At 56.8% G+C, this 15,871-nt stretch carries 13 protein-coding genes; 3 read left to right on the top strand and 10 right to left on the bottom strand.

From position 1 onward, the window contains the following. Positions 1-13: 13 nt before the first annotated feature. Positions 14-505 carry an ureidoglycolate lyase gene (locus tag FKG94_RS01340; protein WP_142902377.1) on the bottom strand — a complete coding sequence of 164 codons (492 nt, stop codon included), beginning with the start codon at positions 503-505 and terminating at the stop codon, positions 14-16. Positions 506-597: 92 nt separating this feature from the next. Continuing rightward, a complete protein-coding gene (locus FKG94_RS01335) occupies positions 598-1,026 on the bottom strand; it encodes a GFA family protein (protein WP_142902376.1) in 429 nt (142 codons plus the stop codon). Positions 1,027-1,512: 486 nt separating this feature from the next. On the opposite strand from FKG94_RS01335, the gene FKG94_RS01330 reads away from it, so the two are divergent. Together FKG94_RS01330 and FKG94_RS01325 are read left to right on the top strand one after the other, a co-directional pair. Then, positions 1,513-3,108 carry a sulfatase-like hydrolase/transferase gene (locus FKG94_RS01330; RefSeq protein ID WP_142902375.1) on the top strand — a complete coding sequence of 532 codons (1,596 nt, stop codon included), beginning with the start codon at positions 1,513-1,515 and terminating at the stop codon, positions 3,106-3,108. Positions 3,109-3,148: 40 nt separating this feature from the next. Beyond that, positions 3,149-4,576: a glycoside hydrolase family 28 protein gene (locus tag FKG94_RS01325; RefSeq protein WP_179957427.1), complete on the top strand. Its 1,428-nt coding sequence runs from the start codon at positions 3,149-3,151 to the stop codon at positions 4,574-4,576. A 97-nt stretch (positions 4,577-4,673) separates the two neighbouring features. Here FKG94_RS01325 and FKG94_RS01320 read toward each other — a convergent pair whose 3' ends face one another. From FKG94_RS01320 to FKG94_RS01300, 5 genes are all read right to left on the bottom strand, one after another. Further along, on the bottom strand, positions 4,674-5,417 hold the full coding sequence (locus tag FKG94_RS01320) for a hypothetical protein (protein ID WP_142902373.1): 744 nt from the start codon (positions 5,415-5,417) through the stop codon (positions 4,674-4,676). Between the two features lie 1,064 nt (positions 5,418-6,481). After that, the gene (locus FKG94_RS01315) at positions 6,482-7,798 is read right to left on the bottom strand and encodes a TRAP transporter large permease (RefSeq protein WP_142902372.1); all 1,317 of its coding nucleotides are present in this window, start codon (positions 7,796-7,798) and stop codon (positions 6,482-6,484) included. 2 nt (positions 7,799-7,800) lie between these two features. Continuing rightward, on the bottom strand, positions 7,801-8,322 hold the full coding sequence (locus FKG94_RS01310) for a TRAP transporter small permease (protein WP_218943390.1): 522 nt from the start codon (positions 8,320-8,322) through the stop codon (positions 7,801-7,803). Then, positions 8,319-9,311 carry a TRAP transporter substrate-binding protein gene (locus FKG94_RS01305; protein ID WP_142902626.1) on the bottom strand — a complete coding sequence of 331 codons (993 nt, stop codon included), beginning with the start codon at positions 9,309-9,311 and terminating at the stop codon, positions 8,319-8,321. Before FKG94_RS01305 ends, FKG94_RS01310 begins: the two co-directional genes overlap by 4 nt. Positions 9,312-9,410: 99 nt before the next feature. Further along, entirely contained in the window at positions 9,411-10,172 is a 762-nt protein-coding gene (locus FKG94_RS01300) for a FadR/GntR family transcriptional regulator (RefSeq protein WP_142902371.1), read from the bottom strand. Between the two features lie 255 nt (positions 10,173-10,427). Here FKG94_RS01300 and manD point away from each other — a divergent pair, with 255 nt between their 5' ends. Further along, the gene (gene manD / locus FKG94_RS01295) at positions 10,428-11,636 is read left to right on the top strand and encodes a D-mannonate dehydratase ManD (RefSeq protein ID WP_142902370.1); all 1,209 of its coding nucleotides are present in this window, start codon (positions 10,428-10,430) and stop codon (positions 11,634-11,636) included. Between the two features lie 369 nt (positions 11,637-12,005). On the opposite strand, the gene FKG94_RS01290 is transcribed toward manD, so the two are convergent. The 3 genes from FKG94_RS01290 to FKG94_RS01280 all read right to left on the bottom strand — a co-directional run bounded on the left by FKG94_RS01290 (position 12,006) and on the right by FKG94_RS01280 (position 15,869). Next, positions 12,006-12,716: a nucleoside 2-deoxyribosyltransferase gene (locus FKG94_RS01290; protein WP_142902369.1), complete on the bottom strand. Its 711-nt coding sequence runs from the start codon at positions 12,714-12,716 to the stop codon at positions 12,006-12,008. 121 nt (positions 12,717-12,837) lie between these two features. Next, positions 12,838-13,812 carry an ABC transporter permease gene (locus tag FKG94_RS01285; protein WP_142902368.1) on the bottom strand — a complete coding sequence of 325 codons (975 nt, stop codon included), beginning with the start codon at positions 13,810-13,812 and terminating at the stop codon, positions 12,838-12,840. A 476-nt stretch (positions 13,813-14,288) separates the two neighbouring features. Further along, the gene (locus FKG94_RS01280; protein ID WP_218943389.1) at positions 14,289-15,869 is read right to left on the bottom strand and encodes a sugar ABC transporter ATP-binding protein; all 1,581 of its coding nucleotides are present in this window, start codon (positions 15,867-15,869) and stop codon (positions 14,289-14,291) included. Positions 15,870-15,871: the final 2 nt, after the last annotated feature.

Below are 15,871 nucleotides of genomic sequence, written 5' to 3'. Positions count from 1 at the left end.
GATCCGCATGTCTCTAATAGTCAACACGCAGCCACTGCGACGGCTCGAGCGTCACCTCGTCGCAATTGTCACCGGGACCGCCCCGGTCGATCACCAAAAATTCGGACACGGCATCCAGCGCCAAGCTGTAGTGATGCCAGGTACCGGCCGCATAATTGACGCCCTGGGTCGGGCCCGCCAAAAACACGCGCACCCGGGTAAGATCAAAAACCCCGGCCGGGGCGACGGCCACCAGATAGGGATGGCCGCTCAGGGGATAAAACGCCTGACTCGACAGCGGGTGCCGCTCCATGACTTTGATATCGATGGGACGCGGCAGCGGTGTCGAGCGAAAAATACTCATCAGGGGCCGGCCGTTGCCGCCGGTTACATCCAGCTCTGCGAGATCGTGAAAGCGCAGCGTATTGCCGTAATTGATCGGGATCCGCTTGGCCCGATCACCGCATTCGATCACATCGCCAAAAGCGGCGAAAGCTGCGGCGCTTAAAGGTTCAGGTGTAATCATCGGGGCTCCTGCCAGGCACAAAAAGCCAGGGCCTGTCAGCAAAGCACGTACCCTGGGTTTCTCTGTCGCCTGAATCTTACTTTTTGTCTCACTTACTCCGAAGGCGCAGCGTATTTCTCGAAAACCTCGGCGCCGGTCATATCGCTGGTCTTATTGGCAAAGCTGTAATAGGCCGGCTTTTCGTCGATAAAAACCTGATGGTCAAAGACCAACTCGCTGTCGTCAGCAAACAACCCCGGCGACATCATGTACAGTTGGTTTTCTTTCAACCGATAGAACAAATGGGTACCGCAGTTGCGGCAAAATCCGCGCTCGGCCCAGTCGGATGAATCGTATAGCGAGATATTCTCTTCCCCCTCGAAGGTTACCTCCGTGCCGCACTCCAACGCCAGAAACGGGCCGCCGCCCCATTTCCTACACATAGTGCAGTGACAGGCTCCTAACGCTTTGGCGGCGTTTTTTGCGGTAAAACGAACGGCGCCACAAAGACAACTTCCGGTTCTATCGAGCTGATCAGACATGTTTATCCACCTGTATTCAAATGTAAGTTCAATAACCGTCACGCATCTACCCTAAAGCTATCAAACAACTACCTTCAAGCCACTGGTAAGATAGATCAAAGCAACGGCACTCTAAAAAAGCTATAAATAACAATCAGTTAATAAAAAGTCGCTCATTTGACTTATTTATTAGGCATGTTAAGATGCATCGACCAATAAATTGGTAAGACCAATAATACTTGCTGCCTTGAGTCGGCATACCCACCGGCAAACAGTGTAATTGGCCACGCCGATACTGACAAAGGTCTATGCAATAAAGGTCTATGCAAGTAAAGGTCTGTGCAAGTAAAGGTCTACGCAAGCAAAGGTCTGTGCAAGTAAAGGTCTACGCAAGCAAAGGTCTATGAAGGTATCAGTGGCACCCGCACCGCCGGTCTGGGTGCCGGTGTCCTAACCCAGCCCTCCAGCTACAACAGTGTCACCGGGGGCCAACTGGTTTGAAACGTTATGCGTCCGGCGCTGCTGCAGCTATTTTGCATCCTGACCATCGCCCTGCTACTGGTTGACCCGGCGGCGGCGCGACCAAAGACACCGAATATCGTGCTGATACTCGTCGACGATCTCGGCTGGTCGGACCTGGGCGCCTACGGTTCCGAAATCCCCACCCCCAACCTCGACAGTCTCGCCGCCGCGGGCTTGCGCTTTACGCAGTTTCACAACCACGCCAAATGTTTTCCATCGCGGGCGGCGCTGCTGACCGGCCTCTATCCACAGCAGGTCAATCGCGCGGAGCGCGCCTATACCCCGATGACCGACGCCGCCACCATCGCCTCCAGCCTCAAGGCGGCGGGTTATCGAACCCTGATGGTGGGCAAGCATCACGGTATCGAAAACCCGATATCTTTCGGCTTCGACCGCTATCGGGGCTTGCGCGACGGTGCGGCCAATCATTTTAATCCGGGTCCCCGGGCGCGTCCGGGCGAACCGCCGCCGGCGCGCAAGCGCGTGAGGACCTGGTGCTTCGACGGCGACTGCACAAACACGTATCAACCGCCAGACCCGCAGTTCTACTCCACCGATGCCTATACGGATTGGGCCATTGAATTCTTGCGCGAAACACGCTCCCGGCAACCGATACAACCGTTTTTGCTGTACCTGGCCTATCAGGCGCCCCACGATCCGCTGCAAGCACCGGCGGCAAACGTGCATAAGTTTGCCGGGCAGTACCGCCAGGGTTACGCGTCTATCGCCCGCGCCCGCTACGCCCGCATGCGCGCAACCGGTTTGATCGACGACAGTTTCGCGTTGCCCGCCCCCACCTACCGCACCTGGTCGACACTGAGCGCCGCCGAGCGCCGCGAGCAAACCCTGCGCATGCAGGTGTACGCCGCCATGATCGATCGCCTGGATGAAAATATCGGTCGCCTTGTCGAGTTTCTGCAGGCGGGCGATTTGTTTGACAATACGCTGATTTTGTTTATGTCGGACAATGGTGCCTCGGCGGAATGGGTCCTGACCGGCACACCGCCGCGGGAAATCGGCCACACCCACCCGATCGGTTCGGTGGGGCGCTGGGCCAGCCTGGGGCCGGACTGGGCCGGTGTCGCCAACACGCCCTATCGCTTTTACAAAAACTACAGCCACCAGGGCGGTGTGGCCACGCCGCTGATTGCCCATTGGCCAACGGGCATCAAACAGCCGGGCCGCATCGTGCACGAGCCTGGTTATTTTCTCGATATTCACCCAACGCTACTGGCCGTTACCGGTGCGGTTTACACCGGCGGACCGGCGGGCGCCACAGCCGATTTACCCGGTGCCGATTTATCGCCGCTGCTACACAAAGATGTCACCATCAAGCGCCCTCAACCGATCTTTCAGCGCTGGCAGCACAGCCGCTCGGTGCGCGACGGGCGCTGGAAGCTGGTGTCCCACGCAGAGGGTAAAACGGCCGAGGCAGGAACCTGGGCACTTTACGATATGCAACGCGATAAAACAGAAACCCGCGACCTGGCCGCGCACCACCCGGCTATCGTCGCCCGCCTGGCAGGCGCCTATGATCGCTGGCACGCCCGGTTTGCAAAACCCGCAACGGACGCTGACTGAACCAGCGCCCAAACCGACTTACTTCAGGAGCAATACCACTATGTCCGACCTGCGCCGCCGCGAGCTGTTGAAACATTCCTGTGTACTGTTCGGTTTGGCCGCCACCGGCTGTACCGGCCACCTCGCCAGCTCTATACCTGCCGCCACAGCGGCACCCTGGCGACGGGCACAGCAGATAGTCGAGGGAATTCAAGCGCCGGTGATCACCGGTCGCGACTATGATATCCGCGCTTTCGGTGCCCGCCCCGGCGCCGGCAGCGACAGTCTGCCGGCGATAAAAAACGCCATCGCCGCCTGCAACGCGGCGGGCGGCGGGCGCGTGGTGGTGCCGGCAGGTCTGTGGCGGCTCGATGGCCCGATCCATCTCCAAAGTGATATGGCCCTGCATCTCGAACGGGGCGCCCATATTCGCTTTTCCGGCGACCGGGAATTTTACAAACCCCTGGTGCGCACCCGCTGGGAGGGAACCGAGGTTTACAACTACTCGCCGATGATTTTCGGCAACGGCTTGAGAAACGTCGCGATTACCGGCCCGGGCATCATCGACGGCCAGGGGGCGGCGAACTTTTTGCCCTGGCGTAAAAAGCAGAAAGCCGACAAAAACCGACTCCGGCAAATGGGCCATGACGGCGTGCCGGTGGAACAACGGGTGTTTGGCGACGGCCATTGGTTGCGACCGCAGTTTGTGCAGTTTTACAATTGCCGGCAGGTGCTGATTGATGGCCCCACACTGATCGACTCGCCCTTCTGGGTGATGCACCTGGTCTACTGCGACCAAGCCATTGTCCGCAATGTCACCGTCAACAGCACCCATATCAACAGCGATGGCGTCGATCCCGATTCCTCCACGAATGTCCTGATTGAAAACTGCAACTTCAATGTCGGCGACGACGGTGTCGCCATCAAGTCCGGGCGCGACCAGGACGGCTGGCGCGTCGGGCGACCGTCACGCAATATTGTGGTGCGCAATTGCGAATACACCGGCAACACCGGCGGCGGTATGGCCATCGGCAGCGAGATGTCCGGCGGCGTCAGCGATGTCTATGTCGAAAATTATAAAATCCCCCGTTCCAACCACGCCCTCTATTTCAAGAGCAACCTGGATCGTGGGGGGAATATCAGCAATATCCATATACGCGATATCCAGGCGGAGCGAGCTGCCTCTGTCATTATCTTCACCAACGACTATCACGGTTACCGCGGCGGCAACCACCCGCCGCGCTTTGAAAATGTGTCGATACGGAACGTGAACTGCCGCGAGGCGCGGGTGGGTCTGCATATTATCGGCCACCCCCGGGCACCAGTGCGCAATATCGCTCTGGAAGATGTCATCATCGGCCGTGCAGAGATTCCCATGCAGATCAGGGATATCGAGAACCTGAGCTTTGACAATGTGCAGATTAACGGTCTTACACAAGAGGTTGTCGATATCAAATTTACTGAAAAACCGGTAAAGCTGCGGTATTGAGGGGCTTGATCTGTCGAACAAAGCCCCTGACAAACCAGCCTGCCAGGGGCTTTACATGCACTATAACGTGGCTGCAACACGAATGATATCGACTAGCTTACACACCAATACTATCTTGCTTAATACAAATTGCCGAAGCGGCAACACCCACTTGACGTGAGCCTCCACCGAGAACATAACGCCCGTTACGCGTAGTAATGCGAATATATTCGGCGTACCCCTTAAATTTGCCACGAACGCGTTGCAGCATACAAATGGTGCTATTGACGTCACTCATTACTACACCGCTTTGCCCTTGCTCCCAGTGATAAGTTCTACTCCAATAACCCGGTTTTACCTTTGTGCACCGTGGATGAGCGGTAACAAATTTCTGATTAGAACGACCGCGAATTCGCCAATTATCCCCGACTCTATATACAATAATCTCCTCGCCCGGGCCTTCGAAGTCACCTTCCACCCCATTGATGTAGCACACATGATCTCTAGCTGTCCTTAGATACACCGGGGCGGTATACGTTTGATCCCAATGAAATCGACGATCATCGTAGCGATGACCAGGTTTGTTCAAACACCTGGCCCACCCACCAACATCATTTTGATTAGAGCGGCCCCCCAAATGATAATACCCAAAGCCATTAAAATCAGGCAATGATGTAGACACATTCACTATTTCATGTTTTCCCTCAAATCGCCCTACCATGCCTTGTAAGTAACAAATAGTGTAACGATTATTCCCCAGATACTTACGTGATTCATACTGAGTCCATGAGTACTCGATGGGCACCTCAGCGGTTGCTACCGCGCAAAACACTAGTGCCATACTGGCTATATACTTTTTCATTTTGCTGACCTTAGAATTGATTTAACCATGACAATACAAACAAAATACTAAACACTTAATAAAAAATAAAACCATAACCACAGGCTTTTAATTTATAAAAATCAGAGCTTCATCAAATTCAAAATTTTTAGTCATAAACTCGACAAAAAAACCAAACAAAGACCTCAAAAAAACCAGGGAATAGCAGTGGCCTCCCAAATAGTGGATTTACGCTTTTTGAATTACTTTACCAACTCGACATAGAAATTTCGCCCTTCAGTGGTAGCGCACACCGCGACAAAAAGAATGGCTGTTAGTGGCCCAAGGAATCCCATGCTGAATCCCAGCTTAGTCTCTAAGTGTTAGATACGATTGGATTAACGGGCTAATAAATAATTCAATAAGCCCTCACATTTCTTATTTTCAGCTGATGTTAGTTCAAAATATTTGGTGATTATGTAAAATTTTGTACAAACCCTGCAAGAAGGTAAAAGGCTCTCACTACAGTCATTATCTACTCAATAAAGCCCAACGCAAATTTAAATCATAGCTATAATTACCAAACAGAAAAAACGTTTACTCTCTTACAAAATATTTATAAAAAATCGAGCAAAGAAATAACTACAAGATCTTAAGGGACGCCTGCAACTTAGCAACTTAAGCGTACGCCGCCGGGATTACACGACGCAGCATATGTTCGTTAAGTTGCTAAGTTGCAGGCGTCCCGAATGGCACTGTCTTAAGCGTATGTATACCTGCTTATAGATCCCGGATTTAATCGAACCGACCTCGATTAAGTCTACTGAAGGGAGGTCTGGCTCTGGCTGAAGCCTCCAGAAACTCTCGACAGCAGGGATGCTGTCGCGAAGCCCCCAGGGATGGGTTTACGGCGTGAGAAACTAAGGGGTCAAATCTTGACGAATAGTATTTAGGCCCGCGACAAAAAGCTAAAGTCTCAAATTGACTTCCTATATGCTCAAGACCGAACCATTTTAAAACTTCTCTGCTTCTAAAAGTAGAGGAGGGTAATCTGGCTTACATTTAAGTATTCACTATTAGTCAAGACTTGACCCCCTCAATTGCTATTAGTCAAGACTTGACCCTCCCAAAAACCCAAACTGCTGCGGCAGCCACAAACTCAACTGCGGTATATAAGTAACCAACATCAACGCCGCAATCAACGCCAGAAACAGCGGCAGCAGCGGCCGCAGCACCTGCTGAATCTTAAGCCCCGCAACACCGCAGCCCACAAACAGCACCGACCCCACCGGCGGCGTACACAACCCAATACATAAATTCAACACCATAACGATACCGAAATGCACCGGGTCCATGCCCAGCTCGGTCACTACCGGTAAAAAAATCGGTGTAAATATCAATACCGCCGGCGTCATATCCATAAAGATGCCGACCACCAGCAAAATCAGGTTGATAATCAACAGCACCACGATAATATCGTTGCTGATGGACAGCAGCGCGGCGCTGACATTCTGCGGGATATTCTCATAGGCCATCACCCAGGACAGACCGATCGATGTGCCGACTAACAAAAGCACAATCGAGGTGGTGGCAACCGTCTCCAGTAAAATATCGCCCAACTCCCCCACCTTGACCTCGCGGTAAGCCAGCGCCAGTATCAAGGTGTAAAGCACCGCGACCGCCGATGCCTCGGTGGCGGTAAAGATTCCGCCGACAATGCCGCCGATCACCACCACCAGCAACAATAAACTCGGCACCGCCTGGAAGAACTTTTTCGCAGCGTCGCTCAACCCGGCGCGCTCGCCGCGCGGGTATTTATTTTTGTGGGCAATCACACCCGCCACCAGCATCAACACCAGCCCCACCAGCAACCCCGGCACATAGCCGGCCAGAAACAACGCGGCGATCGACACCCCGCCGCTGGCCAGCGAGTACACGATCAGGATATTACTCGGCGGAATAATCAGGCCGGTGGTGGAAGCGGTGATATTGACCGCGGCACCATAGGATTTATCGTAACCCTCGCGCTCCATCCGCGGCCCCATAAAACCACCGATAGCCGACGCCGCCGCCACCGCCGAACCGGAAATCGCACCGAACAGCATACTGGCGACAATGTTGACAAATGCCAGCCCGCCGGGCAGCGCGCCCACCAGCACCTTGGCAAAGTCCACCAGGCGCCGGGCGATACCGCCGCGGTTCATCAACTGCCCGGCCAGGATAAAAAACGGAATGGCCAACAACGTAAAACTGTCGAGCCCGGTGGCGAGGCGCTGCGCCATGGTGGTAAACGCCGCTAAGGTCGGCACACTGATCAACAATGTCAGCGTGGCCGACAAGCCGATACAATAGGCGATCGGCATACCCAGGGCCAACAACGCCACAAACGACAATACCAGTGTCAGAACTTCCAGCAACGCCATAACTAAACCGCCTTTTCCGTTTGATGCAGCATATCCCCACGCCGGGTGTCGATAGTATTGAGTAACGAATACACGACAATAAGCACACCGCTGAAGGGAATCACCAGGTAGATATACCCCAGGGGTATCTGCAGCGCCGGCGACGCCTGCTCCAGGGTCAGGGTGATAAAAACCAGGCGGCTGCCACCGACCACCATGACCAACAGACCGAACAGCGCGATAAGGCTGTTGATAAACATATCCAGATAGCGGCGCCGGGCGGGCGCCAATCGGCCGGGCAGTATGTCGATAGCCAGATGACCGCGGCGACCGGTCATCAAGGCCGCCCCCAACAGAGCCACCCAAATCATCAGATAGCGCGCCAACTCATCCGTATAGGAACTGGGGTTGTGCAATAAATAGCGGGTGGCGACCTGCCAGAGCACGGCCATCACCAGGGCTGCCATCAACACCATCAGTACCCGACCCAGCACTGCGTCGATACTGCGCCTGAGACGCACGGCCACGCCCGCGGCGCCCGTCACGAACCGAACTCCCTGATGCGCCGGATCAGCTCGGACAACTCCGGGTCCTTCTCATATTCGGCGAACAACGCCTTTACTTTATCGGCAAACGGCTGCGGGTCCGGCCGCAGTATTTCCACACCGGCGGCGGCTACCGCGGCCAGTGATTCACGTTCCGATTCCGCCCACAAGCGGCGCTGGTACACCGCCGACTCATCCGCCGCCGCCTGCAACCAGTCCTGTTCCTGGGGGCTCAGGCGCTCCCAGATAATGGTACTGATCAACAGCACGTCGGGCACCTGGGTGTGCTCGTTTAAACTGTAGTATTTACACACCTCGTAGTGGCGCGAGAGATAAAAGCTGGGCGGATTGTTCTCGGCACCATCGACCACGCCCTGCTGCAGCGAGGTGTAAAGTTCGCCCCAGGCGATCGGCGTCGGCGAACCGCCGAAGGCACGCACCATATCCATGGCGGTGACGCTCGGCTGCACCCGAATCTTTAAACCGGCCAAATCATCCGGGGTGCGCACGGGACGCCCTTTGGTGTAAAAACTGCGACTGCCGGCGTCGTAATACGTCAGTCCCCTGAGCCAGTAGCGTTGCGGCTGCAATAACAGCTCCTTGCCGATAGGGCCGTCGAGCACAGCAAAGCTGTGGGCGCGATCGTTAAAAATATACGGCAGACTGAATACTTTTAGGTTGGGGGCAAAATTTTCCAGCACCGCTGCCGAGACCTTGGTCATACCGATACTGCCGATTTGCAATAACTCCAGGGTCTGGCGCTCGGTGCCCAGTTGCTGGCTGGGATAGATTTCGACAATAAGCTGACCGGCGGACTTCTCGGCCGCCCGCGCGGCGAGATATTCCATGCCCTTGTGCACGGGGTGGGAAGTATCGAGACCGTGAGCCAGTTTGATGCGGCGCACGGCGCTGGAGTCGGTACAGCCGGCACTCAACAATGCCAGCACACACAACAGGCAAGTCAGCACTGCAACAGGCCGGATCGCCATTGTTACGGTCGGGTTATGTCGTCGTTCGCTCACAGTCTACTCTTGTTATGGTTTTTGTGACGGCAGAGTACCCGGCCGTGGTTGCTGTCGCGATCGGCCTCAGGTCAACTCTGTTTTCGCCAGCCGCTCGCGCTGGCGCTGAATCTCGGTGCGGGTTTTCTCCATCGCCTCGATCTCGGTCGCTTCCAGCAGGCCGTCAATCACCCGCCCGAGATGGTCGCGCATGGCAGCGCGGGCGGCCTTGGGGTCCTGCCGGCGCAGCGCCTCAAAGATGACGATGTGCTCATCGATGCGCGGCTTCACGCCCTGGGCGCGAATCTTCTCGAACAGGCGCACGCACAACGGCGAGTGATTGCGCACATCCCACAGATTTTCGATCGCCATGACAATGGCGCTGTTCTGTGTGGCCTGGGCGATCTGCACGTGGAAACTGCGATCGGCCTGCTCGCCGAGGATATTCTGCTCGTTCTCCTCCACCATCTCCTGCAAGGTGGCCTCCAGGCGCTCGAGTTCGGCCGGCGTGATCAGGCCCGCCGCCAGCGCCGCCGACTCGCCTTCAAACAGGCGCCTGGCCTCGGCCAGTTCAAACGGGCCGATATCCATTTCCGCTGGCTCCAGCGCATCGCTGGTCTTCTCAATCACATATACGCCGGAGCCATTGCGCACTTCGACCATACCGGCCAACTCCAGGGCGATCACCGCCTCGCGAATGGTGGGACGGCTGACCTGGAAGTTGGCCGCCAACTCCCGCTCCGAGGGCAGGCGATCACCGACGCCGTACTGACCGCTGGCGATCAGGCTCATCAATTCATGGGCGACCTGCTGGTACAACCGCTGTATTTTGACAGATGATTTTGTCATGGCATTCGATACCCTAAATAAATAACCGCACTGGTAACGGCGCTGGACATAACAAAATTGGTCATGTAGCCTTACCAATTAGATTTACAAACAAAATGGCTGCTGTCAAGGCTGACATCAACGCTAAAGTTACATTGAGGCCGGCTTCGCCGCTGTTCGCGCGGAGCCGGCAGGCAGCTATCACCGACACCCACGGAGGTAAAGCCAATTTATGAAATTGGTCATACTCGCGAGGTAGTGGAATTATATAAGCCCATGAAGATTATCGACACAAAAATTATCGTCTGTTGCCCCGACCGCAACTTCGTCACCCTGAAGCTGATCACCGACGAAGGCGTTTACGGCATCGGCGACGCCACACTCAACGGCCGCGAGCTGGCGGTGGCCGCTTACCTGCAGGACCATATCGGCCCCTGCCTGTTGGGGCGCGATCCGGGTCAGATCGAGGATATCTGGCAGTATCTTTACCGCGGCGCCTACTGGCGCCGGGGTCCGGTCACTATGACCGCCATTGCCGCGGTGGACACCGCCCTGTGGGATATCAAGGCCAAACTGGCCGGTATGCCGCTGTATCAACTACTTGGCGGCAAAAGCCGCAACGGGGTTATGGTATATGGACACGCCAACGGCACAGATATCGCCCACACTGCCGATGAGGTCGCCAAATATATCGATATGGGCTACCGGGCCATTCGTGCTCAATGCGGTATTCCCGGACTGCCGTCGACCTATGGGGTCTCCAAGGACAAGCTGTTTTACGAGCCCGCCGACGCCGGGCTGCCGGCCGAAAACCTCTGGTCGACAGAAAAATACCTGCACCATATTCCCAAACTGTTCGACCACCTGCGGGACAAGTTCGGTTTCGAGCACCATCTGCTGCACGATGCCCACCACCGCCTGACCCCGATAGAGGCGGCGCAATTGGGCAAGGCACTGGAGCCCTACAAGCTGTTCTGGCTGGAGGATGCCGTGGTCGCCGACAACCAGGCCGGTTTTCGCCGCATCCGCGAACACACCACCACACCGCTGGCGGTGGGCGAGGTCTTCAATAGTATCTGGGACGCCAAACAGTTGATCGAAGAGCAGCTTATCGATTATATCCGCGCCACGGTGACCCACGCCGGCGGCATCACCCACCTGCGGCGCATCGCCGACCTGGCCTCGCTGTACCATGTGCGCACCGGCTGTCACGGCGCCACCGACCTGTCGCCCGCGACTATGGGGGCGGCACTGCATTTCGATCTGTGGGTGCCCAATTTCGGCATTCAGGAATACATGCGCCACACGCCGCTGACCGATGAGGTTTTTCCCCACGACTACAGTTTTGCAGACGGGTATTTAACCCCCGGCGACAAACCCGGCCACGGTGTCGATATCGATGAAAAGCTGGCGGCAAAGCATCCCTACAAGCGCGCCTACCTGCCGGTAAACCGGCTGCTCGACGGCACGATGTTTAATTGGTAGCGCAATATCCAACCAGCCCCCCATGCTATTCCTATCGGCCTTGATTAAAAACATCGGGGGTAGGTCTGTCGCTGGGTGGGGCTTTCAGAAACTCTCGACAGCAGGGATGCTGTCGGGCAGCCCCCAGGGGTGGAGCGGGAAACAGCGAAGCGCTGTTTCGCCCCGCGCAACGCCCAAAGCCTCTGGCTTTGGGCTGGGCCCGCTTACGGGGGTTAACGGCGTGTTTCTGAAAGCCCCACCCAGCGACAGACCGATTAAATGGCACTCTTTTGCTTAAAGCTACGTGTCATTCTGGTCAGTGCACTAGAAGTGCGACGCAGCTATAAAAAGCCGCATTGATGTCGCGCTTTCCCCGCGCACAGACGCCACTCAATGCGCCGGCATTGTCATCTGGTGAGTTGGGGCCTTTTTGGTCCTGGCCTGAATATGGGCGGCAATGCGCTCGATAGCGGCGACAAAAGTGAGCTGAATGTCGGCCCCGGCATCATCGAGTGCACCGATCATCATCAGGTTGTCGGCCATGCCGAAGTCCTCTATCGATTGGCCGTGAATATCCCAGCCGCTGCGCGCTTTATCGACCCGATAGAATTGCTTCACCCGATCGGCATAGATACCGGGCTTTTCGCTGCGGCCGTAAAAAGGTTTTGACTCGTAATAAGCAAATACCGGCTTGCCCTGCCCGCGCATATAACCCATTTCAAATGCCGTGCCCACATCCATACTGGGCCCGCGAAAACGCACCATATTGGCGGCAATGAAATGTGCCTTGTCCATCAGCGCGATATTGGCCCGGTAGATTTTGAGCCCGGTGGCCCGATCGTGCTTGAAATCGGGAATCTCGTTATCCATCGGGTAGAGGCCGACCAGTTGAAACGGCCAGTTATGTCGGCGGTTTAACGCCGCGATAACCGCTTTCTTATCTTCACCCGCTGCAACCGGCTGCGGCAGAAAAACTTCCGGACCCGCCAGGTAGACATAATAAACCGGTTGGTTCGCCGCCTGTGCCGACCCAAAGGCCGGTGCCAGCGTGATAAAAACGACAGCCCAGACTGATCTCCATTGCGCATAGTTGATACCCATAATCTGTTTCAATCTCCGTTGCCGCCCGATCTTCCACGCCCGCTGGGGAGTGGCGGATTCGGGCCTGATAGTTTTAAACCCTGATAGTCTTAAACTCTTATAGCCTTAAACCCTTATAGCCTTAAACCCTTATAGCCTTAAACAAAGCCCCCAGGTTATCGCGATATTGATCGAACAACACCGCTGCGATAATGACCAGGCCGGTAATAATCCGCTTGGCCGGCTCGGACACCCCCAGTTGCGCCAACCCGGTCTGCATCACGGCGATGATCAACACGCCCAGAAAAGAATTTACCACCGATCCCCGACCGCCGGACAGACTGGTGCCGCCGATGACCACGGCGGCAATCGCCGACAGCTCCAGGCCAATGCCGGCATTGGGATCGGCCGACTGCAGGTAGCCCAGTTGAAAAGCGCCGCCGAGACCGGCCAGTAAACCGGCGCAGGCAAAGACCAACACTTTCCAGGTAACGGGATTGATACCCGACAGCCGCACCGCCTCTTCGTTGGTGCCGATGGCAATCATATAGCGCCCGAACACCGTCCGGCTCAATACGATCTGCGCCACCACTACCACCGCCACAGCGATCAGCAATGCTGTGGACACGCCCAGAAACGGCACCGGGTCACCCAGCGCCGCCACCGAGGCACCCAGGTATTTGGTTTGCGAATCGGTTGCCAGGTAGGCCCCGCCCCGGGCGATTTCCAACATGCCCAGGGTGACGACAAAAGACGGGATGCGCCAGTGGGCGCTGATATAGCCATTGCAAACTCCACACGTCAGCCCCACCACCAGGCAGGCCAGCAAAGCCGCGGCAAACGACCATTGGTGATCGGCGATCAACACTCCCATTACCGCCGCCGCCAGCGCCATCACCGAACCCACCGACAAATCGATACCGGCCACCAGCAACACAAATGTCATGCCCACGGCGATCACCGTCAGCGCCGGAATCTGGTTGACCAGGGTGCGAAACGTTACCGCCGAGAAAAAATACTCGCTCATGATGCTGAACAGGATAACCAGCAGCACCAGCACACCGATCAGGCCCAGGGAGTTCCAGGGCAGTTGGACGTTGTGGGTGAAAATTTTCATCTGCTTGCCTTGTGTGTGAGTGACTATCTCTGTTGTTCTCAATCCACCCGCTTACAGACTCAGCGCCATTTGCTCTGACACTAACTGGCGCCTACTCTTAGTGCTTAAGCGGAGGGGTGCCAATTGACCGGTTTGCCTCTGGATGGGGCTTTCAGAAACACGTTGTGAACCCCCGCAAGCGGGTCCAGCCCAAAACCAGAGGTTTTAGGCGTTCCGCGGGGCGAAGCGGGGCTTCGCTGTTTCCCGCTCCACCCCTGGGAACTCGCCTAAAGCGCCTACTGTTGGTCACGACAGCATCCCTGCTGTCGAGAGTTTCTGAAAGCCCCATCCAGAGGCAAACCTACCCACAGTATTCTTAATCAAGACCGATACGACTGGGGCAGGGATCGATAACTTGGTACAAATTCTCTTAAAAACGAGGAGTGAGCGCCCAAAGCGAGCGCCGCTCTATTGCGACACCCCGGGGCTATTGTCCCTCACGCCCGCACCTGATTTTTTGTTCGCGCAGCGGACTGCCCGACACCGGAGTAGTATTTGAAACTGGCCTCAAGCAACTGCTCCTCGCTCAGGGTGCGCGCATCAAACTCCCCGGCCAGGCGCCCATTGGACAGCACCGCGATGCGATCGGCCACCTGCAACAGTTCGCGGGTCTCACTGGAAACCATCACCACCGCCTTACCCCGCTGCGCCAGCTCACGCAGTAACCGGTGGATGCGGAGTTTGGCGCGCGCGTCCACACCTCGGGTCGGTTCGTCAAACAACAGCACTTGCAGGTCCCGCAGCAACCAGCGGGCAATCAACACCTTTTGTTGATTGCCGCCGCTGAGTGTCGACACCGGTTGTTCGAGGCTGTCAGATTTGACTGCCAGCGCCGCCGTCGCGGTTTCCACCAGGCGCGTTTCGGCCTCGGTGTCGATAAAACCCAGGCGGCTGCGCAGTTTCGACAAACTGCCGATGGAGATATTCGCCAGCAGCGATTGCGACAGCAACAAGCCCTCCGCCTTGCGGTCCTCCACCACCATACCTATGCCGCAGGCAATGGCCTCGGCGGGTGAGGCCGGGCGCCGGCCGGCGGTAAAATCATCGCCGGCAAACCGCAACCAGCCGCTGTCGGCCCGATCGGCACCGAACACAGCCCGCAAAAATTCGGTGCGCCCGGCGCCGATCAGGCCGCCGAGCCCGAGGACTTCGCCGGCGCGAATACTCAGGTCGACACCGTCAAAGGCACCGCGGCGACCGAGGCCGTCAACTTTCAACAGCACCGGCTGCGCCTGTGTCTTCGCCGCCGATGTTGCAACACCGGCCGGCGCAGCACTGCCGGCGACGGCGTCCGCACCGGCCATCAGTTCCACCATGGTGTCGATATCCATGGCCGCAACCGGCCGGGTGGCCACCAGGCGGCCGTCGCGCAACACCGACACCCGGTCGGCGATCTTTTGAATTTCATCCATGCGATGGGAGATATAAACAATACCGGCGCCGTCGTCCCGCAGTTGCCGCAGCCGGGTAAACAATAATTCAATCTGTGGATCGGTCAGCGCCGCCGTGGGCTCATCGAGAATCAACAGCTTCACCGGCGCGGCCAGCACACCGGCAATTTCCAGTAACTGTTGCTGGCCGACACCAAGGCCGCCGACCGCGGTATCCGGGTTCAGTTCAGCCAGGCCGACACTCTCCAACGCGCGCTGCGCGCGCCGCCGCAACTGCCTGCGGTCGATTACACCAAAGCGGTTACCCAGTGATTTAAAACACAGGTTCTCGGCGACCGACAGCGTCGGAAACAGGTTCAGCTCCTGCATCACCATACGCACGCCGGCGGCCTCCGCCTCGCGCACCGACGCCGGCGCGTGGCGGCGGCCCTCAAGCAGCATCTGCCCGCTGCTGGGCCGGTGCACACCGGCAATCAGATTACTCAGCGTGCTCTTGCCGGCGCCGTTACTACCCATCAGGGCGTGCACCTCGCCGGGTCGCAATTGAAAGTCGAGATCGCTCAGCACCGGTACGGCAAAGGTTTTACCCAGCGCCCTGGCCTCCAGCAGGGGCGTGCCGGCCGCCACTG

The organism is Exilibacterium tricleocarpae (genome assembly GCF_007004655.1).
Classification (GTDB): Bacteria; Pseudomonadota; Gammaproteobacteria; order Pseudomonadales; family Cellvibrionaceae; genus Exilibacterium; species Exilibacterium tricleocarpae.
Note: the sequence above shows the minus strand (reverse complement) of the source record. Positions and strands in the feature narration are given on the sequence as shown.